The 19,646-nt window shown below is 33.8% G+C and carries 17 protein-coding genes; 12 read left to right on the forward strand and 5 right to left on the reverse strand.

Going from position 1 to position 19,646, the window contains the following annotated elements; genetic code table 11:
• Positions 1-328: 328 nt before the first annotated feature.
• Positions 329-1,075 carry a lipopolysaccharide kinase InaA family protein gene (locus NBT05_RS16250; RefSeq protein WP_265770956.1) on the reverse strand — a complete coding sequence of 249 codons (747 nt, stop codon included), beginning with the start codon at positions 1,073-1,075 and terminating at the stop codon, positions 329-331.
• 47 nt (positions 1,076-1,122) lie between these two features.
• Between NBT05_RS16250 and NBT05_RS16255 the strand changes: the two genes are divergently transcribed.
• Entirely contained in the window at positions 1,123-2,199 is a 1,077-nt protein-coding gene (locus tag NBT05_RS16255; protein WP_265770957.1) for a glycosyltransferase family 9 protein, read from the forward strand.
• Here the strand turns inward: NBT05_RS16255 and NBT05_RS16260 are convergent.
• Positions 2,162-3,010: a glycosyltransferase family 2 protein gene (locus tag NBT05_RS16260; RefSeq protein WP_265770958.1), complete on the reverse strand. Its 849-nt coding sequence runs from the start codon at positions 3,008-3,010 to the stop codon at positions 2,162-2,164. The genes NBT05_RS16255 and NBT05_RS16260 overlap by 38 nt on opposite strands.
• A gap of 39 nt (positions 3,011-3,049) precedes the next feature.
• On the opposite strand from NBT05_RS16260, the gene NBT05_RS16265 reads away from it, so the two are divergent.
• Together NBT05_RS16265 and NBT05_RS16270 are read left to right on the forward strand one after the other, a co-directional pair.
• Positions 3,050-4,051 (forward strand): glycosyltransferase family 2 protein, encoded by a 1,002-nt coding sequence (locus tag NBT05_RS16265; RefSeq protein WP_265770959.1) that lies wholly within the window; start codon positions 3,050-3,052, stop codon positions 4,049-4,051.
• A 39-nt stretch (positions 4,052-4,090) separates the two neighbouring features.
• Positions 4,091-4,891, forward strand: a complete 801-nt coding sequence (locus tag NBT05_RS16270) for a glycosyltransferase family 2 protein (RefSeq protein ID WP_265770960.1) — start codon at positions 4,091-4,093, stop codon at positions 4,889-4,891.
• Here NBT05_RS16270 and NBT05_RS16275 read toward each other — a convergent pair.
• Both NBT05_RS16275 and NBT05_RS16280 read right to left on the reverse strand, forming a co-directional pair.
• On the reverse strand, positions 4,888-5,997 hold the full coding sequence (locus tag NBT05_RS16275) for a glycosyltransferase family 4 protein (protein WP_265770961.1): 1,110 nt from the start codon (positions 5,995-5,997) through the stop codon (positions 4,888-4,890). The genes NBT05_RS16270 and NBT05_RS16275 overlap by 4 nt on opposite strands.
• A 29-nt stretch (positions 5,998-6,026) precedes the next feature.
• Positions 6,027-6,821, reverse strand: coding sequence for a glycosyltransferase family 2 protein (locus tag NBT05_RS16280; RefSeq protein ID WP_265770962.1), 795 nt, complete (start codon positions 6,819-6,821; stop codon positions 6,027-6,029).
• A 125-nt stretch (positions 6,822-6,946) separates the two neighbouring features.
• Here NBT05_RS16280 and NBT05_RS16285 point away from each other — a divergent pair, with 125 nt between their 5' ends.
• The 7 genes from NBT05_RS16285 (at position 6,947) to NBT05_RS16315 (ending at position 16,271) form a co-directional block, all read left to right on the forward strand.
• Entirely contained in the window at positions 6,947-7,516 is a 570-nt protein-coding gene (locus NBT05_RS16285; RefSeq protein WP_265770963.1) for an L-threonylcarbamoyladenylate synthase, read from the forward strand.
• A 7-nt stretch (positions 7,517-7,523) separates the two neighbouring features.
• On the forward strand, positions 7,524-8,975 hold the full coding sequence (locus NBT05_RS16290; protein WP_265770964.1) for a CCA tRNA nucleotidyltransferase: 1,452 nt from the start codon (positions 7,524-7,526) through the stop codon (positions 8,973-8,975).
• A 34-nt stretch (positions 8,976-9,009) separates the two neighbouring features.
• Positions 9,010-10,041, forward strand: a complete 1,032-nt coding sequence (locus NBT05_RS16295) for a COX15/CtaA family protein (RefSeq protein WP_322874185.1) — start codon at positions 9,010-9,012, stop codon at positions 10,039-10,041.
• Positions 10,042-10,485: 444 nt separating this feature from the next.
• Positions 10,486-11,697 (forward strand): IS701 family transposase, encoded by a 1,212-nt coding sequence (locus NBT05_RS16300; RefSeq protein ID WP_265773184.1) that lies wholly within the window; start codon positions 10,486-10,488, stop codon positions 11,695-11,697.
• 275 nt (positions 11,698-11,972) lie between these two features.
• A complete protein-coding gene (locus NBT05_RS16305; protein ID WP_265770965.1) occupies positions 11,973-12,473 on the forward strand; it encodes an IS1096 element passenger TnpR family protein in 501 nt (166 codons plus the stop codon).
• Between the two features lie 78 nt (positions 12,474-12,551).
• Positions 12,552-13,607 (forward strand): nucleoid-associated protein, encoded by a 1,056-nt coding sequence (locus tag NBT05_RS16310; RefSeq protein ID WP_265770966.1) that lies wholly within the window; start codon positions 12,552-12,554, stop codon positions 13,605-13,607.
• A gap of 183 nt (positions 13,608-13,790) precedes the next feature.
• Positions 13,791-16,271 (forward strand): T9SS type A sorting domain-containing protein, encoded by a 2,481-nt coding sequence (locus NBT05_RS16315; RefSeq protein WP_265770967.1) that lies wholly within the window; start codon positions 13,791-13,793, stop codon positions 16,269-16,271.
• A gap of 91 nt (positions 16,272-16,362) precedes the next feature.
• On the opposite strand, the gene NBT05_RS16320 is transcribed toward NBT05_RS16315, so the two are convergent.
• The gene (locus NBT05_RS16320; protein ID WP_265770968.1) at positions 16,363-16,908 is read right to left on the reverse strand and encodes a hypothetical protein; all 546 of its coding nucleotides are present in this window, start codon (positions 16,906-16,908) and stop codon (positions 16,363-16,365) included.
• Between the two features lie 322 nt (positions 16,909-17,230).
• Between NBT05_RS16320 and NBT05_RS16325 the strand changes: the two genes are divergently transcribed.
• A complete protein-coding gene (locus tag NBT05_RS16325; RefSeq protein ID WP_265770969.1) occupies positions 17,231-19,009 on the forward strand; it encodes an AMP-dependent synthetase/ligase in 1,779 nt (592 codons plus the stop codon).
• Positions 19,010-19,179: 170 nt separating this feature from the next.
• Entirely contained in the window at positions 19,180-19,635 is a 456-nt protein-coding gene (locus tag NBT05_RS16330) for a MarR family winged helix-turn-helix transcriptional regulator (RefSeq protein ID WP_265770970.1), read from the forward strand.
• Positions 19,636-19,646: the final 11 nt, after the last annotated feature.

Genomic DNA, 19,646 nt, shown 5'->3' on the forward strand with positions numbered 1-19,646 from the left:
TGAAGTCAATTGTAAATAGGAATAATATTTTTAGTTCATATTACCTAAAAATTTAATTAAAATACAAGGGAATAAATCACAAATTCATTTATAATTTATATAGGTGGATTTGTGATTTAAATGAGATAAATTTAAATAATATTCGGTTCCACTAGTAGACTAAATTGTAATACACATTGTTTTAAGCAAGACTGTAATTGCAGTATAATTGTACAACTAAACTATTCTTTATAAATTAAAAACAGCTGAAAATTAAACGGTTTTAATCCTTAATTTACTACTAATCATACCTAAAAATTTTAAAAGCTTTCCTTTAATTCTTAAAAAACTATTTTCTTCTTCTCCTGGTTTTTAAGTTTCGTTTATCTTGAAAGGTTTTACTAAATCTTTGCATTGTAGTGTACACCTCAGCAAAAGGTTTTTGATAAAGTTTTGCATATTGATTCGCAATGACACTAACCATATGACGAGAAATCCATAGTTTTCTAAAGTTTTTCATACGTTTTTTAAAATCCATCACTTCAAAACGCATTCGGTTTAAATCTATCAAATAAAAATTATATTTTTTTTCTGATTTTTTAACGATTAGTGTGTTACCTGGCGAATGGTCCAGAAAATTAATTTGTGCCTCATGCATCTTAAAAGTAAATTCAGCAAATTGTTGTAAAATAAGGTCTCTGTTTTTCAATAAACGGTTATGGACAAGTACCCGAAAGTCGTAGTCATAATCGATATACTTACAAATATAATAGCTATCTTTTAACAACGGATCATAACTTTCTATATAAGCTATTGCTTGAGGTGTATCAATCCCTAAAGAATCTAGTTTCACCGCATATTCATAAGACCGCTTTGCTTTAGAAGGTCTAAATACGCTATAAATCCAACTATTAATAAAATTAGGTTTTTTAAATTTTTTGATAGTTATGGTCAAATTACCTATATGAAATGTTTTTATTTCATTACGGTCTCCATCTGAAATTAACTTCCCATCTTTTGAAAAATTAACAATGCATGACGTTATATCATTTCTAAATATTTCATAATCAGGATGTATAATGAAATGTTCTTTCATACTATATTTTATACTAAAAAAAGTATATTTTAGCGAAGATACCATATATGAAGAAGATTCTAATAATACAAAATAAAAGAATTGGAGATGTCCTAATTGCTTCAATTATTCCAAATAATCTAAAACAGATTTATCCCAATTCTCATATTACTTTTTTTTGCTATCCGTACGCGGCACCTGTACTATGGTATAATCCGAATATTGATCGAGTTGTAACGGTTAAAAATAAAGAGCTTAAAAATTTAAAAAACCTTTTTAAAATAGCGTTACAGTTTAGAAAAGAAAAATTTGATATTGTAGTTGATCCCTATGTTAAAATTCAAAGTCAATTTATATCCCTACTAAGTAAAGCTAAAATGCGGGTCGCCTTTAAAAAGAAGGTACTCCCATTTGCTTATACTCATCAAATACCTATTCTAGAAGAAAGAAATTCAACTTACGGGAAAGCGATAGATGATCGATTAAACCTTTTACGCAGTTTTAGTACTAAGGTAAGCCTGGATCCTTTTCCAAAATTATTTGTACTAAATGAGGAAGTAATTAAAGGAAAAAAACTTCTTCAACAATATAATATTCCCTCAAATAAACCAGTTGTAATGATTGGCGTACTGGGTAGTAATGCTTCTAAATCACTTCCATTACCCTATATTGTTTCTATTGTTGATTATATGACTGCATATCCGGTAAGTATATTATTTAACTACATTCCATCACAAAAAAGTAAAGTAGATAAAATCTACCAAAGTCTTCAAAGAAAAGAAAATGTACACATTGATTTAATCGGTAAAGATATTAGGGAATTTATTGTAATTATGAATCAATGTTCCCTATTAGTTGCTAATGAGGGTGGAACCGTTCATATTGCTAAAGCCCTTAGCAAGCCTACTTTTACTATTTACTCCCCTTATGTAGAACGAACAACCTGGGCGACCTTTGAAGATAAAGAAGAACATACTTCTATTCATCTTAAAGATTTTAAACCTGAATTATTTATTGATAAATCCGAAAAAAATGCCAGAAAATTAAGTTCTCATCTTTACAAGGAGCTTTCACCAGAACTGATTTTACCAGCCCTGAAAGCTTTTCTTAAGAAGCAATTCCCTGAGCAATCTGATAATTCTTAATAATACCGTAGGGTGTAGTAACTAATTTTTCTCTTTTAGTTAGATTTCTAATTTCCCTATTTTTAGCTAAAGCATCCTCACGCACGTAACCCCTTTCATGATCTAAGTGTATACAAACGGCTAAATATCTTATCTGTTTAGATTTTATACCATAATTTAACAGACGCTCACCTAACTCCCGATCTTCACCGCCATATTCCATACGCTCGTCAAAACCGTTAATAGTAATTATATCCTTTTTCCAGCCAGAAGCATTATGTCCGTTCCAAGCGGCATTAGTAGGAGTTAACGTATTTAGAAAAAAACCTTTTACAGAGCCGGAATTTAACTTATTATTTTTAAATGATGGTTGTAATCCATTATCACGTAACCATTTTAAGTTAAAACAACGTTCCAGGTAGATATCTTCTTTAGTAATTTGGTTAGAAATATCCATGGGTAATTTAAAATACCCTCCCGATAGGAAATATCCTTTTTCCCGATATTCTACATGTGTTGCTACAAAATCTTTTCTGGGGATACAATCCCCATCGCTCATAATAATATAGGATGAATTACATTGTTGAATAGCCTTATTTAAAATCTTTGTTTTTCTAAATCCGGAATCTTCCTGCCATACGTGTTTAATAGGATAGAAAACTTTTTTTTTGATTTTCTCAATAAGATTAGTAGTTCTAAAATTAGAACCATCATCAGCAATAACCACTTCAAATGATCTGTAGGTCTGGTTATTGTACCCAGTAAGTACTTTCTCTAACCATGCGGGAGCATTATACGTGCTAATTATAACGGAGGTATCTATTATTTTCATTATAGTTCAAAGATAAAGTTATTTATTAAATTTGTCACTATGTCGATATCAGTAATAATTCCTACGTTTAACGAAGAGAAGCATATTCAGCAAGCCATTGATTGTGTGGGATTTGCGGATGAAATTATTGTCATTGATTCTTATAGTACGGATGCAACTATCCCCATTGTTAAGAAGAATGATTGCGTCTTTTTACAGAGAAAATTTGATAATTTTTCTAATCAGAAGAATTTTGCCATTGACAGGGCAAAAAATGATTGGATTATGATACTGGATGCAGATGAATTTTTACTGCCTAAGGTGCAGAAGGAAATATTAAATGTTTTACAACAAAAAGAATTTGTTGCTTACCAAATTCCCAGAAGTAACTACTTTATTAATAGATTTTTAAAATTCGGTACGGATAGAAGCGAACGTCCTATTCGAATTTTTGACCGTAATTACTGTAGGTATGAAGGTTTAGTTCATGAAAAGTTAGTTTGTAACGGAAAAATCGGAACTTTAAAAAATCCAATGTTACATTACACGTACAAAAGCTTAGACCATTTTATTTATAAAAAAAATAAATATGCCGAATTACAATCACAACAGCTTCTTGAAAAAAATCAGAAAGTCAATTATTTCCATATTGTAATTAAACCTATGTTTCGTTTTTTTAATGAATTATTACTTAGGGTTGGGTTATTTGATGGAGTACCGGGTATAACAACAACCACTATGAATGCCTATGGGGTATTAAGCCGGTATATAAAATTAAGGACGAAGCAAGGAAAAACCAAATATGAAAAACTATTAGATTATGACTGTTATATATCCGCATTAACTAATAAAGCTAAAAATAATTCATATCAAAACAAATCTAAGCACTCACCTGGAATCCGAAGTTTTATTTTTAAGCCCTTTTTTACTTTTTGTTATTATTATTTTATCAAGCTTCATATATTAAAAGGGATTGATGGGTATGCGTATAGTTATACTCAGGGATTTTATGCGTACCAGGTACTGATTTATGACTGGTTAAGACTACGAGAACTTGAATAAAACCATTATCACATTGCTATTTCTACTGTAAGACTATAAATGACAAAAAAAGCTATTACTACATCTCTGGTTACTCCTACCTATAATTGGCCGGAAGCCTTAGAACTATTACTTTTAAGTGTAAAAAAACAAAGCCTTTTACCTAACGAAGTTATTATCGCAGATGACGGTTCAGGTGAAGCTACTACTCAATTAATTAATAAAATTAAAAAGGATTTTCCAGTACCTCTTCATCATATTTGGCATGCTGATATTAAAAACCGAAAACCTGCTATTATGAATAAGGCTATCGCTTCATCTACATCAGATTACATTATTGAGATAGATGGCGATATCATTATGCATAGGGATTTTATTAAAGATCATGTAAGCATGATAAAAAAGGGTCAATTTCTTTATGGAAGTCGAGTAAATATTACAGAAACCTACTTAAAAACACTTTTTACTAAAAAACAGGTGTCCTTTAATTTCTTTTCTAAAGGAATAAAAAACAGAGGCCGAACTATACGGATTCCTTTATTAGCTTACTTATACCAGCCGGAAGATAAACGATCATCAAAATTACGAGGTTGTAATATGTCTTTCTGGAAGGAAGATTTTATTGCTGTCAATGGGTTTAATGAATCCTTAACAGGTTGGGGTATTGATGATAGTGAGATGATACAAAGACTCATCAATATTGGAATTAAAGGAAAAAGACTTAAATACAAAGGTTTAGTTTATCATATTTATCATAAAGAACAGGACAAATCGCATATCGAAGTTAACAAGATTATAGAGCGAGAAACTACTGAACAGGGAATTATATTTATAGAAAAGGGTATTGATCAATACCTTTAATCCGATAGCACTTCTTTATAGATATTAAGAGTCTCTAACCCCAGTTTTTCTCTAGTAAATTTTTCCTGGAACAAGTTAAAAGATTGGTCGGCGAATTCTTTTCTTAAGAATGGGTCTTGTATTAAACTTTTAATATGATTAGCTATACCTTTATAGTCACCAACGTTATCAATAAAACCATTATTTCCGTTTTCAATTGCTTCGGCTACCACGCCAACCCTGGTGGAAACTACCGGAATTTTTTGGCTAAAAGCTTCAAGCACCGTAGTGGGACCACCTTCTCGTTGTGACGTCATTACAAAAACTGTAAATTGAGACATATAATTTATAGCTTCCTTTTCAAAGTCTAAAAAAGAAACGTACTTCTCTATATTTAATTTTATAATCAAACGTTTTAACTCCTCTGTCCTTCTAGAAAATTCTCCTATTTGAATTAGGTGGATATTAGTAATCTTAAGTTCATGAGTTAAATAGCTAATTGTTTTTAAAAGAGTAAATAAATCTTTAGCATCCGTATGATTAGCAATATTTCCTATAATTTTAATATCCTGCAATAGATGCAAATCTTTTTTTAAATCCTTGATAGTAGTTACTTTATTTGGTTCCTGTTGTTGAACCCCGTCATATACGACACATAATTTATGATGTACTTTTTTTACTAAAACTGTTTTAAAATGATCTTTAACAATGGTAGAAACACAAATGATCTTATGGATATTTTTATAATTATACTTATACTTACTTAATAAACTTACCTTTCGGCTAATCCCCTTTTTTGAAAATACAGCTTTTACCTTAAGATTTGAAAATAAGTCCGTAATTACATATCCGGTTACAGAATCACTAGTATGTAAATGAATTAAATCAATTCTATAATGCTTTACAATATTTGTAAGAGCTTCCCGATAAGTCTTCTTATAAGGTTTTACATATGGAATTAAATGTTGTCGAATTATATCTTCCTGAAGTCTTTGAGATAATACAGAGTTCTGATATCCGAATAAATGTTGTTCTACCCCCCTATTAGCCAATTCCTCACTTAAATAAAGCAACTGCTGTTCATTTCCTCCCCAACCTCTTGCTCCGCTAATATGTAAAACTCTCATACAACTAATTGTATTAGTAAAAATAACGTTTACTCCAAACCTTTATCAGTAACAATAATCTCAGAATCTTTAATTTTCATCAGAATTTCTTCGTTCTTCTTTAAATTAGAAAGATCGTTCATTTTATGATCTATATGATAAGCAATTCCGCCAAATTTCAAAGATTTTTTGTGTATACCATTTCGTTGCATACGCAAAATAAATTCGTCATCTTCTTTGCCCCAACCTTCAATAGCTGTATTGTATCCATTTATAGCAAAAGCGTCTTTACGCCAATAAGCCAGGTTGCAGCCACGTAAACCTTTATTTATTATTGAATTAATAAATCCTATTCTGCATAACATTAGTAATAAAAGAATCCTTTTTTTATATGGTAGTTTAGTTTGTTTTAAACTTTGAGAAGAAAGGTAAAGTTTTTGATTTTGTAAAGTTCTATAGCTATCTTCCTTGTTTATTCTACACCTTCTACCACTTATAAAATATCCTTCTTTTTGATATAATAAATGGTCTTCTATAAAATTAGGGTGGCATATAATATCGCCGTCAATCTGAATGATATATTCGTAACTACTTTGTTTTAGTGCTTTATTCCGGATTAAACTTAATCTAAACCCTTGATCCTCTTGCCAGATATGTTTAATAGGGATAGAAGATTCTTTTTGAAGAATTTTAATAATCTCTTTAGTATTATTCGTTGATCCGTCGTCAGCTACTACAATTTCATTGGGTGCTACGGATTGTAAAAATAAGCTACGTAAACATAATTCCAATGCTTCCGGCCAGTTATACGTTGATACTAATACACTTACCCCTTTTCTATTCATACACTATTAAAAACAACATTTCTTCCGGATATAATTAGGAAACCTGTTACTATTTGTAAATTTACAAACAATTTAAGTTACGAATTATCAAAACGGTGTAATACCCAATAATTAGTTGTAAATACATGCAGGACTACCAAGATAAATTAAATAAAGCTTTATCAGTTTTAAAAAAGGGAGGCACTATTTTATATCCTACAGATACCGTTTGGGGTATTGGGTGCGATGCCAGTAATGGCGACGCGGTAGACAAAATCTTTAAATTAAAACAACGAGAAGAAAGTAAATCCCTGATATGCCTGGTTAGTGATTTTAAAATGTTACAACAGTACGTAGAAGAAGTTCCTGAAGTAGCTTATGATATCTTAAAATTTGCTACCAAGCCTACCACGATTATTTACGATCGACCTTTACGCATCGCAGAAAACCTGATTGCAGATGATAATTCACTGGCTATCCGGGTGGTAAGAGATCCTTTTTGTAGTAAGCTTATACGTAAATTAAAAAGACCCCTGGTTTCCACTTCAGCAAATATTAGTGGTAAAGCAACCCCTAAAGGTAAAAAAGAAATAGCTACTGCAATTTTGGAAGGCGTCGACTATATCGTAAATTTGCCATTACAAAATAAAAACGTACCCCCCTCCTCAATAATAAAAATTGGCGGGGACAGTACGGTAAAAATTATCAGGAAGTAATTGATTCATGTCGGAAGAAAAAAACTATACACAAGCCCTTCAACACCCTATATTTAAAACAATCTCCGGAGTTTCTGAAAAACTGAAAACAGAAGCTTATGTGATAGGCGGATTTGTAAGGGATTATATACTAAAACGAGGAGAAGCAAAAGATATTGATGTGGTAGCCATTGGTAGCGGGATTGAACTCGCCCGGGCGGTTTCTAAAGCACTACCTGATCGTCCTAAAGTACAGGTGTTTAAGACCTATGGTACGGCTATGTTAAAAACAAATGACATCGAAGTAGAATTTGTAGGCGCTCGAAAAGAATCATATACGAAGGAAAGTAGAAACCCTGAGGTCACACAAGGCACTTTAGAAGATGATCAAAACCGTCGGGATTTTACCATTAACGCTTTAGCACTCAGCCTTTCAAAAGAAAACTACGGATCACTTTTGGATCCGTTCAATGGTATTACTGACCTGAAGAACAAAATTCTAAGAACACCTTTAGACCCGGATATCACTTATACCGATGATCCGTTACGAATGATGCGTGCTATACGATTTGCTACACAACTACAATTTACCATCGAAGAAGCATCTTTTCAAGCTATTAAAAAGAATAAAGAGCGGATCAAAATCATTACGAAAGAACGCATTGTAACAGAATTACATAAAATTCTACTAAGTCCAAAACCTTCTATTGGCTTTTTACTTCTGGAAAAAACCGGATTACTTCCGTATCTATTACCGGAACTAACTGCTTTAAAAGGAATTGACGAAAAAGAAGGGCAACGTCACAAAGATAATTTTTACCACACCCTAGAGGTTGTTGATAATATTGCCAAAACTACGGATGACCTTTGGCTACGCTGGGCAGCGCTATTACACGATATAGGAAAAGCACCCACCAAAAAATTTCACAAAGAAATAGGCTGGACGTTCCATAGTCATGAATTTGTAGGGGCAAAAATGGTTTTTAAACTATTTAAACGCCTTAAGATGCCTCTCAATGATAAAATGAAATTTGTTCAGAAAATGGTGTTTATGAGTTCGCGACCCATCATCATTGCATCAGATGTAACAGATTCTGCCGTTCGACGCCTGGTGTTTGATGCCGGGGATTATATTGAAGAACTGATGACTTTATGCGAAGCAGATATTACTACTAAAAACCCAAAACGCTTTAAAAAATACCATAATAATTTTAAAAAAGTACGGGAAAAAATCGTAGAAGTAGAAGAAAGAGATCAAGTTCGTAATTTTCAACCACCTGTTACCGGAGAAGAAATTATGGAAACTTTTAATCTAAAACCTTCCCGTGAGATCGGAATTATAAAAGAACATATTAAAGAAGCCATCCTGGAAGGAGAAATACCTAACGAATACGAAGCCGCTTATCAGCTGATGCTAAAAAAAGGAAAAGAATTAGGTTTACAACCCGATATTAGTTTTAAAGAGAAGTTGACCAACTAAGTTTAAGAAGAAACAGAAAATTAAACTAAAGCAATTGGATACGATATTTAAAAAATTAACTGTAATTTCTATAATTTTAATTTACTTAATTATTGTTGCCGGAGCTGTGGTACGTATGACCGGGTCTGGAATGGGATGCCCCGACTGGCCTAAATGTTTTGGATACTACATTCCCCCAACTAGTGAAAGTCAAATTCAATGGAAACCGGAGCATTTATATAAACAAGGAACCATTGTCATTAAAAACGAAGAACTTCGATTAGCTAAAGAGAATTTTACCAGTACCAGTCAATATCAAGAAGATAACTGGCTACCTTATACCAAACATGATTATGCTGAATTTAATGTTTGGCATACCTGGATCGAATATATTAATCGACTCGTTACAGTCTTATCAGGATTACCTATTCTTTTGCTTTTTATACTTTCCTTTAGATACCTAAAGACTAATAAAAGGATTACCCAACTTGCCATAATTACTGTATTAGCGATGGCTTTTCAGGCATGGTTAGGTAAAATAGTGGTTGATACTAATCTTGCCCCGGTTCGGATTACGGTACATATGCTGGTCGCTTTTTTAATTGCTGCCATTCTGATAATGATGTTATACGAACAGCAACCTGAGCGTAAAAAAGTTGAAGTAAGTAAAACTTTTAAGTCCATACTCGTATTTTCTATTATTCTAACCTTTATTCAGGTAGCCATGGGTACTCAAGTACGACAGTATGTAGACGAACAAGTTAAGTTAGCACTATCAAAATCAGAATGGTTAACGCCTACTCCGGTTATCTTTTATGTACATCGCTCTTTTTCCGTTTTAATTGTACTGGTAAATGCCTGGCTTTTTCTACAAAATAGAAAATTATCCCTGGGGTTGACCAAATTAAATTGGGTCATGTTTTTAATTGCATTAGAGGTCATTACGGGAATTGCCATGTATTATTTGGACTTCCCCTTCCTTACCCAGCCTTTACACCTGGTAATAGCTTCTTTACTCTTCGGCATTCAGTTTTACCTGTTACTTCAGGTATTTTATAACCGGAAACAAAGCGTTTTACTCACGTAGGACTATTTTCATAATGCTGCCTACTGCAATGCACTAAATTTGCTGATAATTTCCCCTATAAATAACTTTGAATAATAAGTGTACGTTTAAAAATTCTAACTCATATAAATTAATCCTATCCCCAGCCTGTCCCTAGGGGAAGGTAGCTAAAGGTCCTTTCCTTTGGAAAGGATTTAGGATAAGATGGATAGCTATAAATAAAATAGTTGGATCAATTTTTTAATTCTACTTTGTCATCTTAGAAAAAAAGGGGCAAAACATTTTGTGAATGATAATAAACACATTATTTTGCCCCTGCAAAAATTTATGTTTCACAAAGTAAACAAAAGTGGGCTACAATAGATAGTATCCACCAAAAAAAATGATTCCAGGAATTCAGAATTTCTGGGGTTTATTGAATCGAACCTTAACTCCTTCTTTTTAAATTTCAGCACCCATTTTAAGATTGTCAAGTTCTCTTACGGGCAACATGCATTCGATTATTTTCAATCACTTTTTAAATTAGAGAAGAAGACAGCTAACTGTCAGAATATTGCAGACCACTTGTCGTGTTTGGATCAGCAAAGTATCAATCATTTTATCAATAGTGGTCATTGGTCGTATGAGGGCTTAATGGATCAAGTAGCTATGGAGGCCTCACAGCTCTTTGCCAAGGGCAAACAACCAACTGCGCTACTGATAGACGAGGTAGGTTTTCGTAAAAAAGGTAAAATGTCAGCTTGTGTTTCTAGACAATATTTAGGCTGTATTGGTAAGACAGATAATGGACAAGTAGCCGTCGCAGCAGGCCTTTCGCAAGGCATAAATTACGCCCCTATTGATATGCGCCTATTTATGCCAAAGGAATGGGATTGTGATAGTTTGAGAAGAGACAAATGCAATATCCCTAAGGATCAAAAACATTGTAGCAAGCCAGAGATAGCATGGCAGATCATAGAACAGGCAAAGATCAAAGGGGTTGCCTTCGATTACGTGAACTTCGATGCGTTGTATGGCAATGCTACTTTTTTGTTAGACTATTTGATAGGTGCCCGTATTGATTTTATAGGGGATATCCGCAGTGACCATTTGATCTATTTCAATTACGATCCAAATGAAAAATGCAGGGTAGACAAATACACCGCCAACTTATTGGAAGATGATTTTGAACACATCACAATTCGAGAATCAACCAAAGGAACTCTCAAAGCAAAGTTCCACTATGCCAAAGTGCAAATTCTTACCCGTGAAAACAAGTGGTTAGATTTGGTACTACTGGTTCGAAAAGATACCGATGGAAAAACTAAATATTCCTTGACAAATATGGAAAACGACCACATCAAAGAGCTAGCGCAAAAGCAAGGACAAAGAATATTTATCGAGCAAATTTTTAAAGAAGGGAAAAACCTAGTGGGAATGGGAGACTATCAAATTAGGGGATGGCATGGTTTTCATAACCACATGGCAATTTGTATGATGGCAATGCTGTTGATTGCTAAACTAAAAATAGAAACTAAAGATCAAAAGTATACAGCACCAACCCTAAGAAAAATCGTGTGCCTATGTATAAAAACAAAAATAGAAAAACCTCAAGTAGCTATAAACATTATTCTAAAACAGCATAAAAGATACATCAACCAACTTCTAAGAGATCAAAATAAAAACTATAAAACATAAGATGACAAAGTAGGATTAATATACCAACACTATTGTAAACTAAAACCAGTAAATAACTTTATAAAATTGAATTTTAATACTATAATGATTAGTCTTGATTCTTTATTCCAGAGGCGATAGCGACCTGCCCGTCTGCAGGTGGGTCTTTAATCTTTACCGGATACTAATAAATTTAGATCCATATTGCAGTAACATTTTTAATAAGGTTTCCTGTTCTTTAAAAGTTCAGGAACCTAAAACAATATCGTATCTTTGGCTTCCATAAAAATAGTACTATGATTTACCGCTTTCGGGTAATACTCGATACCGAAGAAGATGTTTTTAGAGATATAGAAATTCAGGAAGAAGCTACTTTAGAACAATTTCATGATGTTATTAATCAATCCTTTGGCTTTGACGGGTTAGAAATGGCTTCTTTTTATATCAGCGATGAAACCTGGAATCAGAAAGAAGAAATTTCGCAATTTGATATGAGCGAAGGAAATGAGTCCATTCGTATAATGAATGAAACTACGCTAAATGATGTGGTCAACGAAGTTTCACCCAAATTAATTTATATCTACGACTTCTTAAATATGTGGACTTTTCTGATTGAATTAGCAGAAATTGTAGACTATGAAAGTGGTAGGGAATATCCGAATATTATGTATGTACACGGACAAATTCCTGATCAGGCTCCTGAAAAAGAATTTGTTGCCGATGATGTAAATCCGGATGAAGAAGACTATGATATTGATTCCTATGATAACCTTGATTTTGATGGCAATTGGAATTAATTTTTAAGGAAGATGTATTGAATTTCATTGAGTTCTATAGCCATGTATTACTAACCAATTTTACTTATAAACAACCTAATGATTAACTTATATAACGCCCAAATCGAATCGCTTTCTATCCATCGTATTGGAAATAAAAGCAGAAACGAAAAAATTTTTTTATCTGAAGCTCCTTACCAATTAAATGATGAACTTACAGCTTTACTAAAAGAATATTTCTTTAAGCCATTTAGGGAAAAAGAAGAAAATTATTTTCAGTTTACCAATGAAGTAGATGTAGAATTTAATCCCTTATTTAAAATTGTTACTGAAATTTTTGAACAACCGGAAACCGCGCACGAAAAGTCCAAACAAATTACTTCTTTATTATACGAACAATCACAACATCCGCATATCAAAGGGGGAGAAGTCTACAGTACGTACCTGGAGAATGTGATGATAGATAATCAAAAGGTAGCTGCTATTGGTATTTTTAAATCCGAATTAAAAAGCGATTTTTTACAATTTGAAGAAAAAGGTAGCAACCTTGATATTTTTTTACAACAAGGAGTTAACTTAAACAAATTAGATAAGGGTTGCCTAATATTTAATATTAAAAAAGAAGAAGGTTATAAAATTTTATCCATAGATTCAAACCGGTATGATACCAAATACTGGCTGGAACAATTCCTGGGAGTTGAAGCATTTGAAGATGAAAATTTTTATACGAAGAAGTATATGAAATTTTGCCAGGACTTTGCCAAAGACGTAGTACGTCCGGCGGAAGATAAGAAAGAAGAAGTCATGTTTATGAACCGTGCAGTTAACCATTTTGCTAAAAATGATGAATTTGAAGAAACGGCTTTTTTAAATGAAGTGATCGAAAACCCGGAACTAATTCCGGAATTTAAACATTATAAAACCGAAAAAGCGCCAAAATATCATATCGAAGACCTTACCTCCTTCCCTATTGCTAATACGGCTGTCACAGCAGCCAGAAAAAAAATTAAAAATCTAATTAGCCTTGACACAAATATTCAAATCAAGATGGATTTTATAAACCCCGAATCTGCCGAAAAATTTGTAGAAAAAGGTTGGGACGAAGAAAAACAAATGTATTATTACCTGGTATATTTTAATAAGGAAACCACTTAAACTATAGCTTTAAAAACGGTTTTATAAAAAAAATATGATCTACTTGTATCCATACATTTATTAGAAATTCGAATTAATTTAAGAGGACTTTAGCATTTTTAGCTTAAATATTGTTAGTCACCTAACATTTTCTTATTGTGTTTGCCTATACTTTTACCATTCAATATAAATGGAAACAACACAATGAAAACAAATTTACTAAAGGAAAGCAAAAAAGTATGGCAGGCAGCCGTATTTAGTTTGCTATGCGGAATCTCATTCGCAAACGCTCAAGATGTCTTATTCACAAACGTAGATCCGGTAGAAGATGTACTTACCATCTCTAATCCGACTAATGCTACGGTTGATCTTAGCAATTATCAATTATGCCTTGGACCAGGTACTTATTTAAGAATTGGTTCTTTAACTCCTATTGAAGGAGATGTTATGTTAGCCGCAGGAGAAGATGTAGTTCTATCTTACACCATGGAAGATGAGGCAGATGGTCTTAGCTTGTTTAGTCAAAGTAGTTTTAGTTCTTCAGATCCTACTATTCTTATTGATTATGTTCAATGGGGTGCTGCTAATCAACCCAGAGTTGATCAGGCAGTTGCTGCCAGAAGATGGGGTGATGTCAATGATTTTGTAATGGGGGTACCTCCTTACACTTCTACAGAAGGTGGATCGTCAGAAGCTTGGGCTACTGCACTTAGTGGTGGTACAATCACTGGTGGACCTTTTGATTTTATTGTAGATGGTACAGCTGATATGATTCCGGAAGGTTCTATTACTTTAGAAGGAGCTATTGGTGACAACATGAGTTATGTAATTACTGACGCAGACTTAAATATTTTAGGATTGCCTCCTACGATAGAAGCTTTAGAAGGTGTAAACTTTGATGAAGCGGGTGTAGGGGTTTGTTTAATATGGCATATCAGTCACGACGGAACCTTAACTGGAGCTGCTATGGGTGAAAATGTTAGTAATTTATCCGGAAATTTTGCACTTTCTAATTCTATTACCGTTGTACGGTCTACTACCGATGAAGTTGTTGGAGGCACCTTAGTTGGTGGACCTTATGAATTCGTAGTGGGTGATGGTGTACCTAGTATGATCCCGGCGGGTAGCTTAACGCTTGAAGGGGCAGTAGGTGATTTCTCAGGATATATCATTACTGATGATAGAGCAGAAATTTTAGGATTACCTCCTACAATAGAGGCTTTAGAAGGTGTAAATTTTGACGATGCTGGTACTGGAACTTGTTTAATTTTTCATATCAGTCATGACGGATCCTTAAACAATGCTGAAATGGGTGTACGATTAGGTGATCTGGAAGGAAATTTCAGTATATCCGAACCTGTTAGAGTATTTAGAAAAACAGTAAATGGTGGTACGATTACCGGCGGACCTTTTGAATTCACCGTAGATGGTACGGCAGATATGATTCCGGCTGGTTCTATTACTTTAGATGGTGCAGTTGGTCCTAATATGAGTTATGTTATCACGGATGCAGATTTAAATATTTTAGGATTACCTCCTACAATAGAAGCTTTAGAAGGTGTAAACTTTGATGAAGCCGGTGCAGGGGTATGTCTGATTTGGCATATTAGTCATGACGGAAGTTTAGAAGGAGCTGCCGTAGGTGGAGATGCTAGTACATTAATGGGTAATTTTGACCTATCGAATTCTATTACGGTTATCCGACCTTCTACAGTAACAGTTGATGGTGGTACTTTGACTGGAGGACCTTTTGAATTTGTAGTAGGAGATGGAATACGAGATGAAATTGATATACGGGATATTACTCTTGAAGGTGCGGAAGGTGATTTTCAAGATTATTTACTTACTGATGAAGATGGAAATATTTTACGAGGGCCTACCTCCATACGAGAAGTATTAGTAGGTGTTAATTTTGATACTAGAGATGCAGGGGTTTGTTTAATATGGCATATCAGTCACGACGGAAGTTTATACGGAGCTGACAGAGGTGCTAATGCAGCAGATCTACAAGGAAATTTTGACCTTTCAAACGCTATTGAGGTGATACGAACTGCTAGCGAAGAAGAAGTTGAAGGAGGTACGTTAACTGGTGGTCCATTTGCGTTTTGTGTAGGTGATGGTGAAGCAGATAGCATAGACCCTGATGCAATTACTTTAGAAGGTGCGGTTGGTGCTAATATGGCTTGGGTAATTACCGATACGCAGGGAGAGATTCTTGGACTACCCGCTACTTTCTCTGATGTTGATTTTGATGGTGCCGGAGAAGGAGACTGTTTGGTTTGGCATATCAGCCACGATGGTACTTTAGAGGGAGCAGAAGTTGGTGCCGTAGCACCAGGGGACCTATCCGGAAACTTTAGTTTATCCAATCCGATAACTGTTGAGAGACTTACAGGTGATGACTGTGAAATACTTTCTACGGATGATTTCTCAAGAGAAACAGCATTTAGCGTATATCCGCAACCTGCCTCTACCTTATTAAATTTAGAAATGAATTTAACTGTTACAAATGATACACGAGTTGTTTTGTATAATATGGTAGGTCAGGAAGTAAAAGCTCTGGATATTACTAATGAAAATGTAACTAGCATAGATGTAAGCGATCTATCAAGTGGTTTATATATCTTAAGTTTAACAAATCAGAACGGTAGCGATAGTTTTAACAAACAGGTTATTATTAACTAGCACTGTCTTCTAAATAAGAATAAAAACCGGAAAGTTATTAAGACTTTCCGGTTTTTTTGTTTTTATAAATAAACAAAATAGTTTCTTCAAATTAGCTTTTTTGATAAAGCGATACAATCTTTCCCTTTACCGCATCTTTTGATGCACTCGCCCTTTCCATTATTTCTTCAATCAATTCTTTGGATTCTGAAATTTCAAAAAGTAATTCGGTTTTAACACGTACTAAGGCTTCTAAAATATCAATAGGCATCCCCTTTACCAATAATAATCTGTCAATTTCAGGAAGGACTTTAAAATCACTTTCCAAACACAATTGAACAATTACCGTGTAATTTCTATTTTCCAAAAATTCCTGGTCTTCTTTTGCACTTCTGTAGGTATGGCCTTTATCAATCCAGGATTTACTAAGTAGAATATCGTAGTCTTTAATAGCTGTTAAGATCTCGTTGGTCCATCGATTCCTGATCGAACTTTGATGGTATAAATATCGTTTTAGGGGCACTATTTGCACATCCTCAGCAGAGTTGTAATAAGATCTTTCTATTCTAAAAAATAACTCTACCAGATCATGTATTGCTTTTTTATCTTTTCCGGTAATAGGATCTTCTTTACTTTGCACACTTACTTCATAACTCATAACAACCATCTCTTAAGTACGGTAAAAGTAGCCTAAGCCTTACATATTTATTATCTGATTCAATAAAATATATATTCTTAATGAATTTAATAGGAACCGATTAAACACGCTATAATAAAAAGTGAACCAGGAAATACTCGTTTTTATTAAAGAATTAATTAATTACAAGCCTTTTTTTTCGTTTTCAGTTAAAACTTTCACTTTTTTTTATATTTTGCATTAGACTTCACAATAAAGCGTAGCAGTTAATTTTTCCTAATAGAAAAATTTCCTTTTACCTATTTATAATTTTTTAAAATAGAATAAATCATAGGCTAATTATATGGATACGATAACAAGACTATTCGATTTTCCGCACTACCAGATAGAAAGGTTTAATTTACCTGATGCCCTGGTAACTAAATACAATGGAGAATGGGTAAAAACATCTACTAAAGAATATTTGGATAAAGCAAATAAACTAAGTAGAGGCTTACTACGCCTGGGTATACAACCTAACGATAAAGTAGCTATTATCTCTACTAATAATCGAACGGAATGGAATATAACGGATATTGGTATACTCCAGACAGGTGCGCAAGACGTACCTATTTATCCGACCATCTCTCAGGAAGATTACGAATACGTACTTAATCACTCGGAATCCAAATATTGTTTTGTATCCGATAAAGAGGTATTTGAAAAGGTAAAAAATATACAGGCTAATGTTCCATCACTTCAGGGTGTATATTCTTATGATGAGGTAGCAGGTTGTAAAAGCTGGAATGAGGTATTGGATTTAGGAAAAGACGAAAGCAATCAGGAAGAAGTCAAACAACGTATGGCAAATGTAAAAGAAACTGACCTTGCAACTTTGATTTATACTTCGGGTACTACAGGGAGGCCTAAAGGGGTGATGTTAAGTCATCAGAATGTAGTAAGTAATGCCCTTAACAGTTCTACCCGCTTTCCTATTATAGATGGGAATACCCGTGCTTTGAGCTTCTTACCGGTATGTCATATTTATGAGCGTATGTTAATGTACCTATACCAATACCGGGGGGTCTCTATTTATTTTGCCGAATCTATTGAAGCTATTAGTGACAACTTAAAAGAAGTAAAACCCCATGTAATGACTGCGGTACCGCGGTTGTTAGAAAAGGTATATGATAAAATTATAGCTAAAGGGGCGGATCTGGACGGAATTAAAAAGAAACTATTTTTCTGGGCAGTAGAGCTGGGGTTAGAATATCAACCTTACGGAGCTAATGGCTGGTGGTACGAAAAAAAACTAGGCATCGCCAGAAAAATCATATTTAGCAAATGGCATGAAGGTTTGGGCGGAGAACTACAATTAATTGCTTGTGGTAGTGCAGCACTACAAAGTCGGTTAGCCAAAGTTTTTAATGCTGCAGGCATTGGGGTCATGGAAGGTTACGGTCTGACCGAAACCTCTCCGGTAATTGCCGTAAATGACAAACGGGATAAAGGTTTTAAAATCGGAACGGTAGGAAAACCCATACCGCACACAGAAGTAAAAATTGCAGATGATGGCGAAATCCTGGTAAAAGGCCCTCAGGTAATGTTGGGCTACTACAAAGATGATATTAAAACAAACGAAGTATTACAAAACGGGTATTTTCACACCGGAGATATCGGAGAGATTGATAGTGAAGGTTTTTTAAAAATTACCGATCGTAAGAAAGAAATTTTTAAAACCTCCGGAGGTAAATACGTAGCCCCGCAGATCATTGAAAATGCTATGAAACAATCTCGTTTTATCGAACAAATTATGGTAATTGGAGAAGGCGAGAAAATGCCTGCTGCTTTTATTCAACCTAACTTTGAATTTGTAAAAGAATGGGCGGAGCGTAAAGGAATTGTGATAGGAACCAATAATATAGAGATTGTTTCTAATCAAAAAGTAATAGACCGTTTCCAGGAAGAAGTTACGGAGCATAATGCAAAATTCGGAAAATGGGAACAGGTTAAACGTTTTGAACTTACTCCGGATGAATGGAGTATAGAAGCAGAGCACCTTACTCCTACCATGAAACTAAAAAGAAGGGTGATCAAAGCAAAATATCAAAATTTATACGATAAAATTTACATTTCCGTATAACTATTCCCTTTAAAATAACAGTATTTTATAAAAAACTTCTCATTCTATGGGGAGTTTTTTTATTATCTTCCTAAAAACTAACAACTTTCATTTAGAAATACGGAAATTTTTATAAATTTATTATGCATGCATAATAAATTTATTTATCTTTACCTTAGTAATGTATTTACATGAAAGAAAAAACAATTGATTATACGTTAAGAGCAACCTGGATGGCTGTTGCTAAGATGTATAATGAAGAAGCTGGAAAAAAAGGCAGTACCATGGCAACCGGATTTGCCTTGTTAAGTATAGATCCGGAAAAAGGTACTCCCTCTACTTCCTTAGGTCCTAAAATGGGAATGGAGGCCACAAGTTTATCCAGGACCTTAAAGATGATGGAAGAAAAAGGTTTGATTTTTAGAAAAAAAAACCCAATGGACGGGAGGGGTGTTTTAATATACCTGACAGATTTTGGTAAGGATATGAGGGATTTTTCTAAAGAGGTAGTACTTACTTTTGACAAAGTAGTTAGAGAAAATATAGCACCGGAAAAACTAAGTATTTTCTTTGAGGTATTTCAAAAGATAAATGACCTGATTGCCATGAAAAAAATTTACAAAAACAACGAATCTATAAAATCTTAAAATAAGTATAA

It is taken from the genome of Aquimarina sp. ERC-38 (genome assembly GCF_026222555.1).
Classification (GTDB): domain Bacteria; phylum Bacteroidota; class Bacteroidia; order Flavobacteriales; family Flavobacteriaceae; genus Aquimarina.

Excerpts from the sequence above, each read along its gene's own strand:
- NBT05_RS16280 (WP_265770962.1), bottom strand. The coding sequence starts at position 6,821 with ATGAATAGAAAAGGGGTAAGTGTATTAGTATCAACGTATAACTGGCCG.
- NBT05_RS16260 (WP_265770958.1), bottom strand. The coding sequence starts at position 3,010 with ATGAAAATAATAGATACCTCCGTTATAATTAGCACGTATAATGCTCCC.
- NBT05_RS16315 (WP_265770967.1), top strand. The coding sequence starts at position 13,791 with ATGAAAACAAATTTACTAAAGGAAAGCAAAAAAGTATGGCAGGCAGCC.
- NBT05_RS16290 (WP_265770964.1), top strand. The coding sequence starts at position 7,524 with ATGTCGGAAGAAAAAAACTATACACAAGCCCTTCAACACCCTATATTT.
- NBT05_RS16255 (WP_265770957.1), top strand. The coding sequence starts at position 1,123 with ATGAAGAAGATTCTAATAATACAAAATAAAAGAATTGGAGATGTCCTA.
- NBT05_RS16285 (WP_265770963.1), top strand. The coding sequence starts at position 6,947 with ATGCAGGACTACCAAGATAAATTAAATAAAGCTTTATCAGTTTTAAAA.
- NBT05_RS16330 (WP_265770970.1), top strand. The coding sequence starts at position 19,180 with ATGAAAGAAAAAACAATTGATTATACGTTAAGAGCAACCTGGATGGCT.
- NBT05_RS16320 (WP_265770968.1), bottom strand. The coding sequence starts at position 16,908 with ATGAGTTATGAAGTAAGTGTGCAAAGTAAAGAAGATCCTATTACCGGA.
- NBT05_RS16250 (WP_265770956.1), bottom strand. The coding sequence starts at position 1,075 with ATGAAAGAACATTTCATTATACATCCTGATTATGAAATATTTAGAAAT.
- NBT05_RS16265 (WP_265770959.1), top strand. The coding sequence starts at position 3,050 with ATGTCGATATCAGTAATAATTCCTACGTTTAACGAAGAGAAGCATATT.
- NBT05_RS16310 (WP_265770966.1), top strand. The coding sequence starts at position 12,552 with ATGATTAACTTATATAACGCCCAAATCGAATCGCTTTCTATCCATCGT.
- NBT05_RS16305 (WP_265770965.1), top strand. The coding sequence starts at position 11,973 with ATGATTTACCGCTTTCGGGTAATACTCGATACCGAAGAAGATGTTTTT.
- NBT05_RS16270 (WP_265770960.1), top strand. The coding sequence starts at position 4,091 with ATGACAAAAAAAGCTATTACTACATCTCTGGTTACTCCTACCTATAAT.
- NBT05_RS16325 (WP_265770969.1), top strand. The coding sequence starts at position 17,231 with ATGGATACGATAACAAGACTATTCGATTTTCCGCACTACCAGATAGAA.
- NBT05_RS16275 (WP_265770961.1), bottom strand. The coding sequence starts at position 5,997 with ATGAGAGTTTTACATATTAGCGGAGCAAGAGGTTGGGGAGGAAATGAA.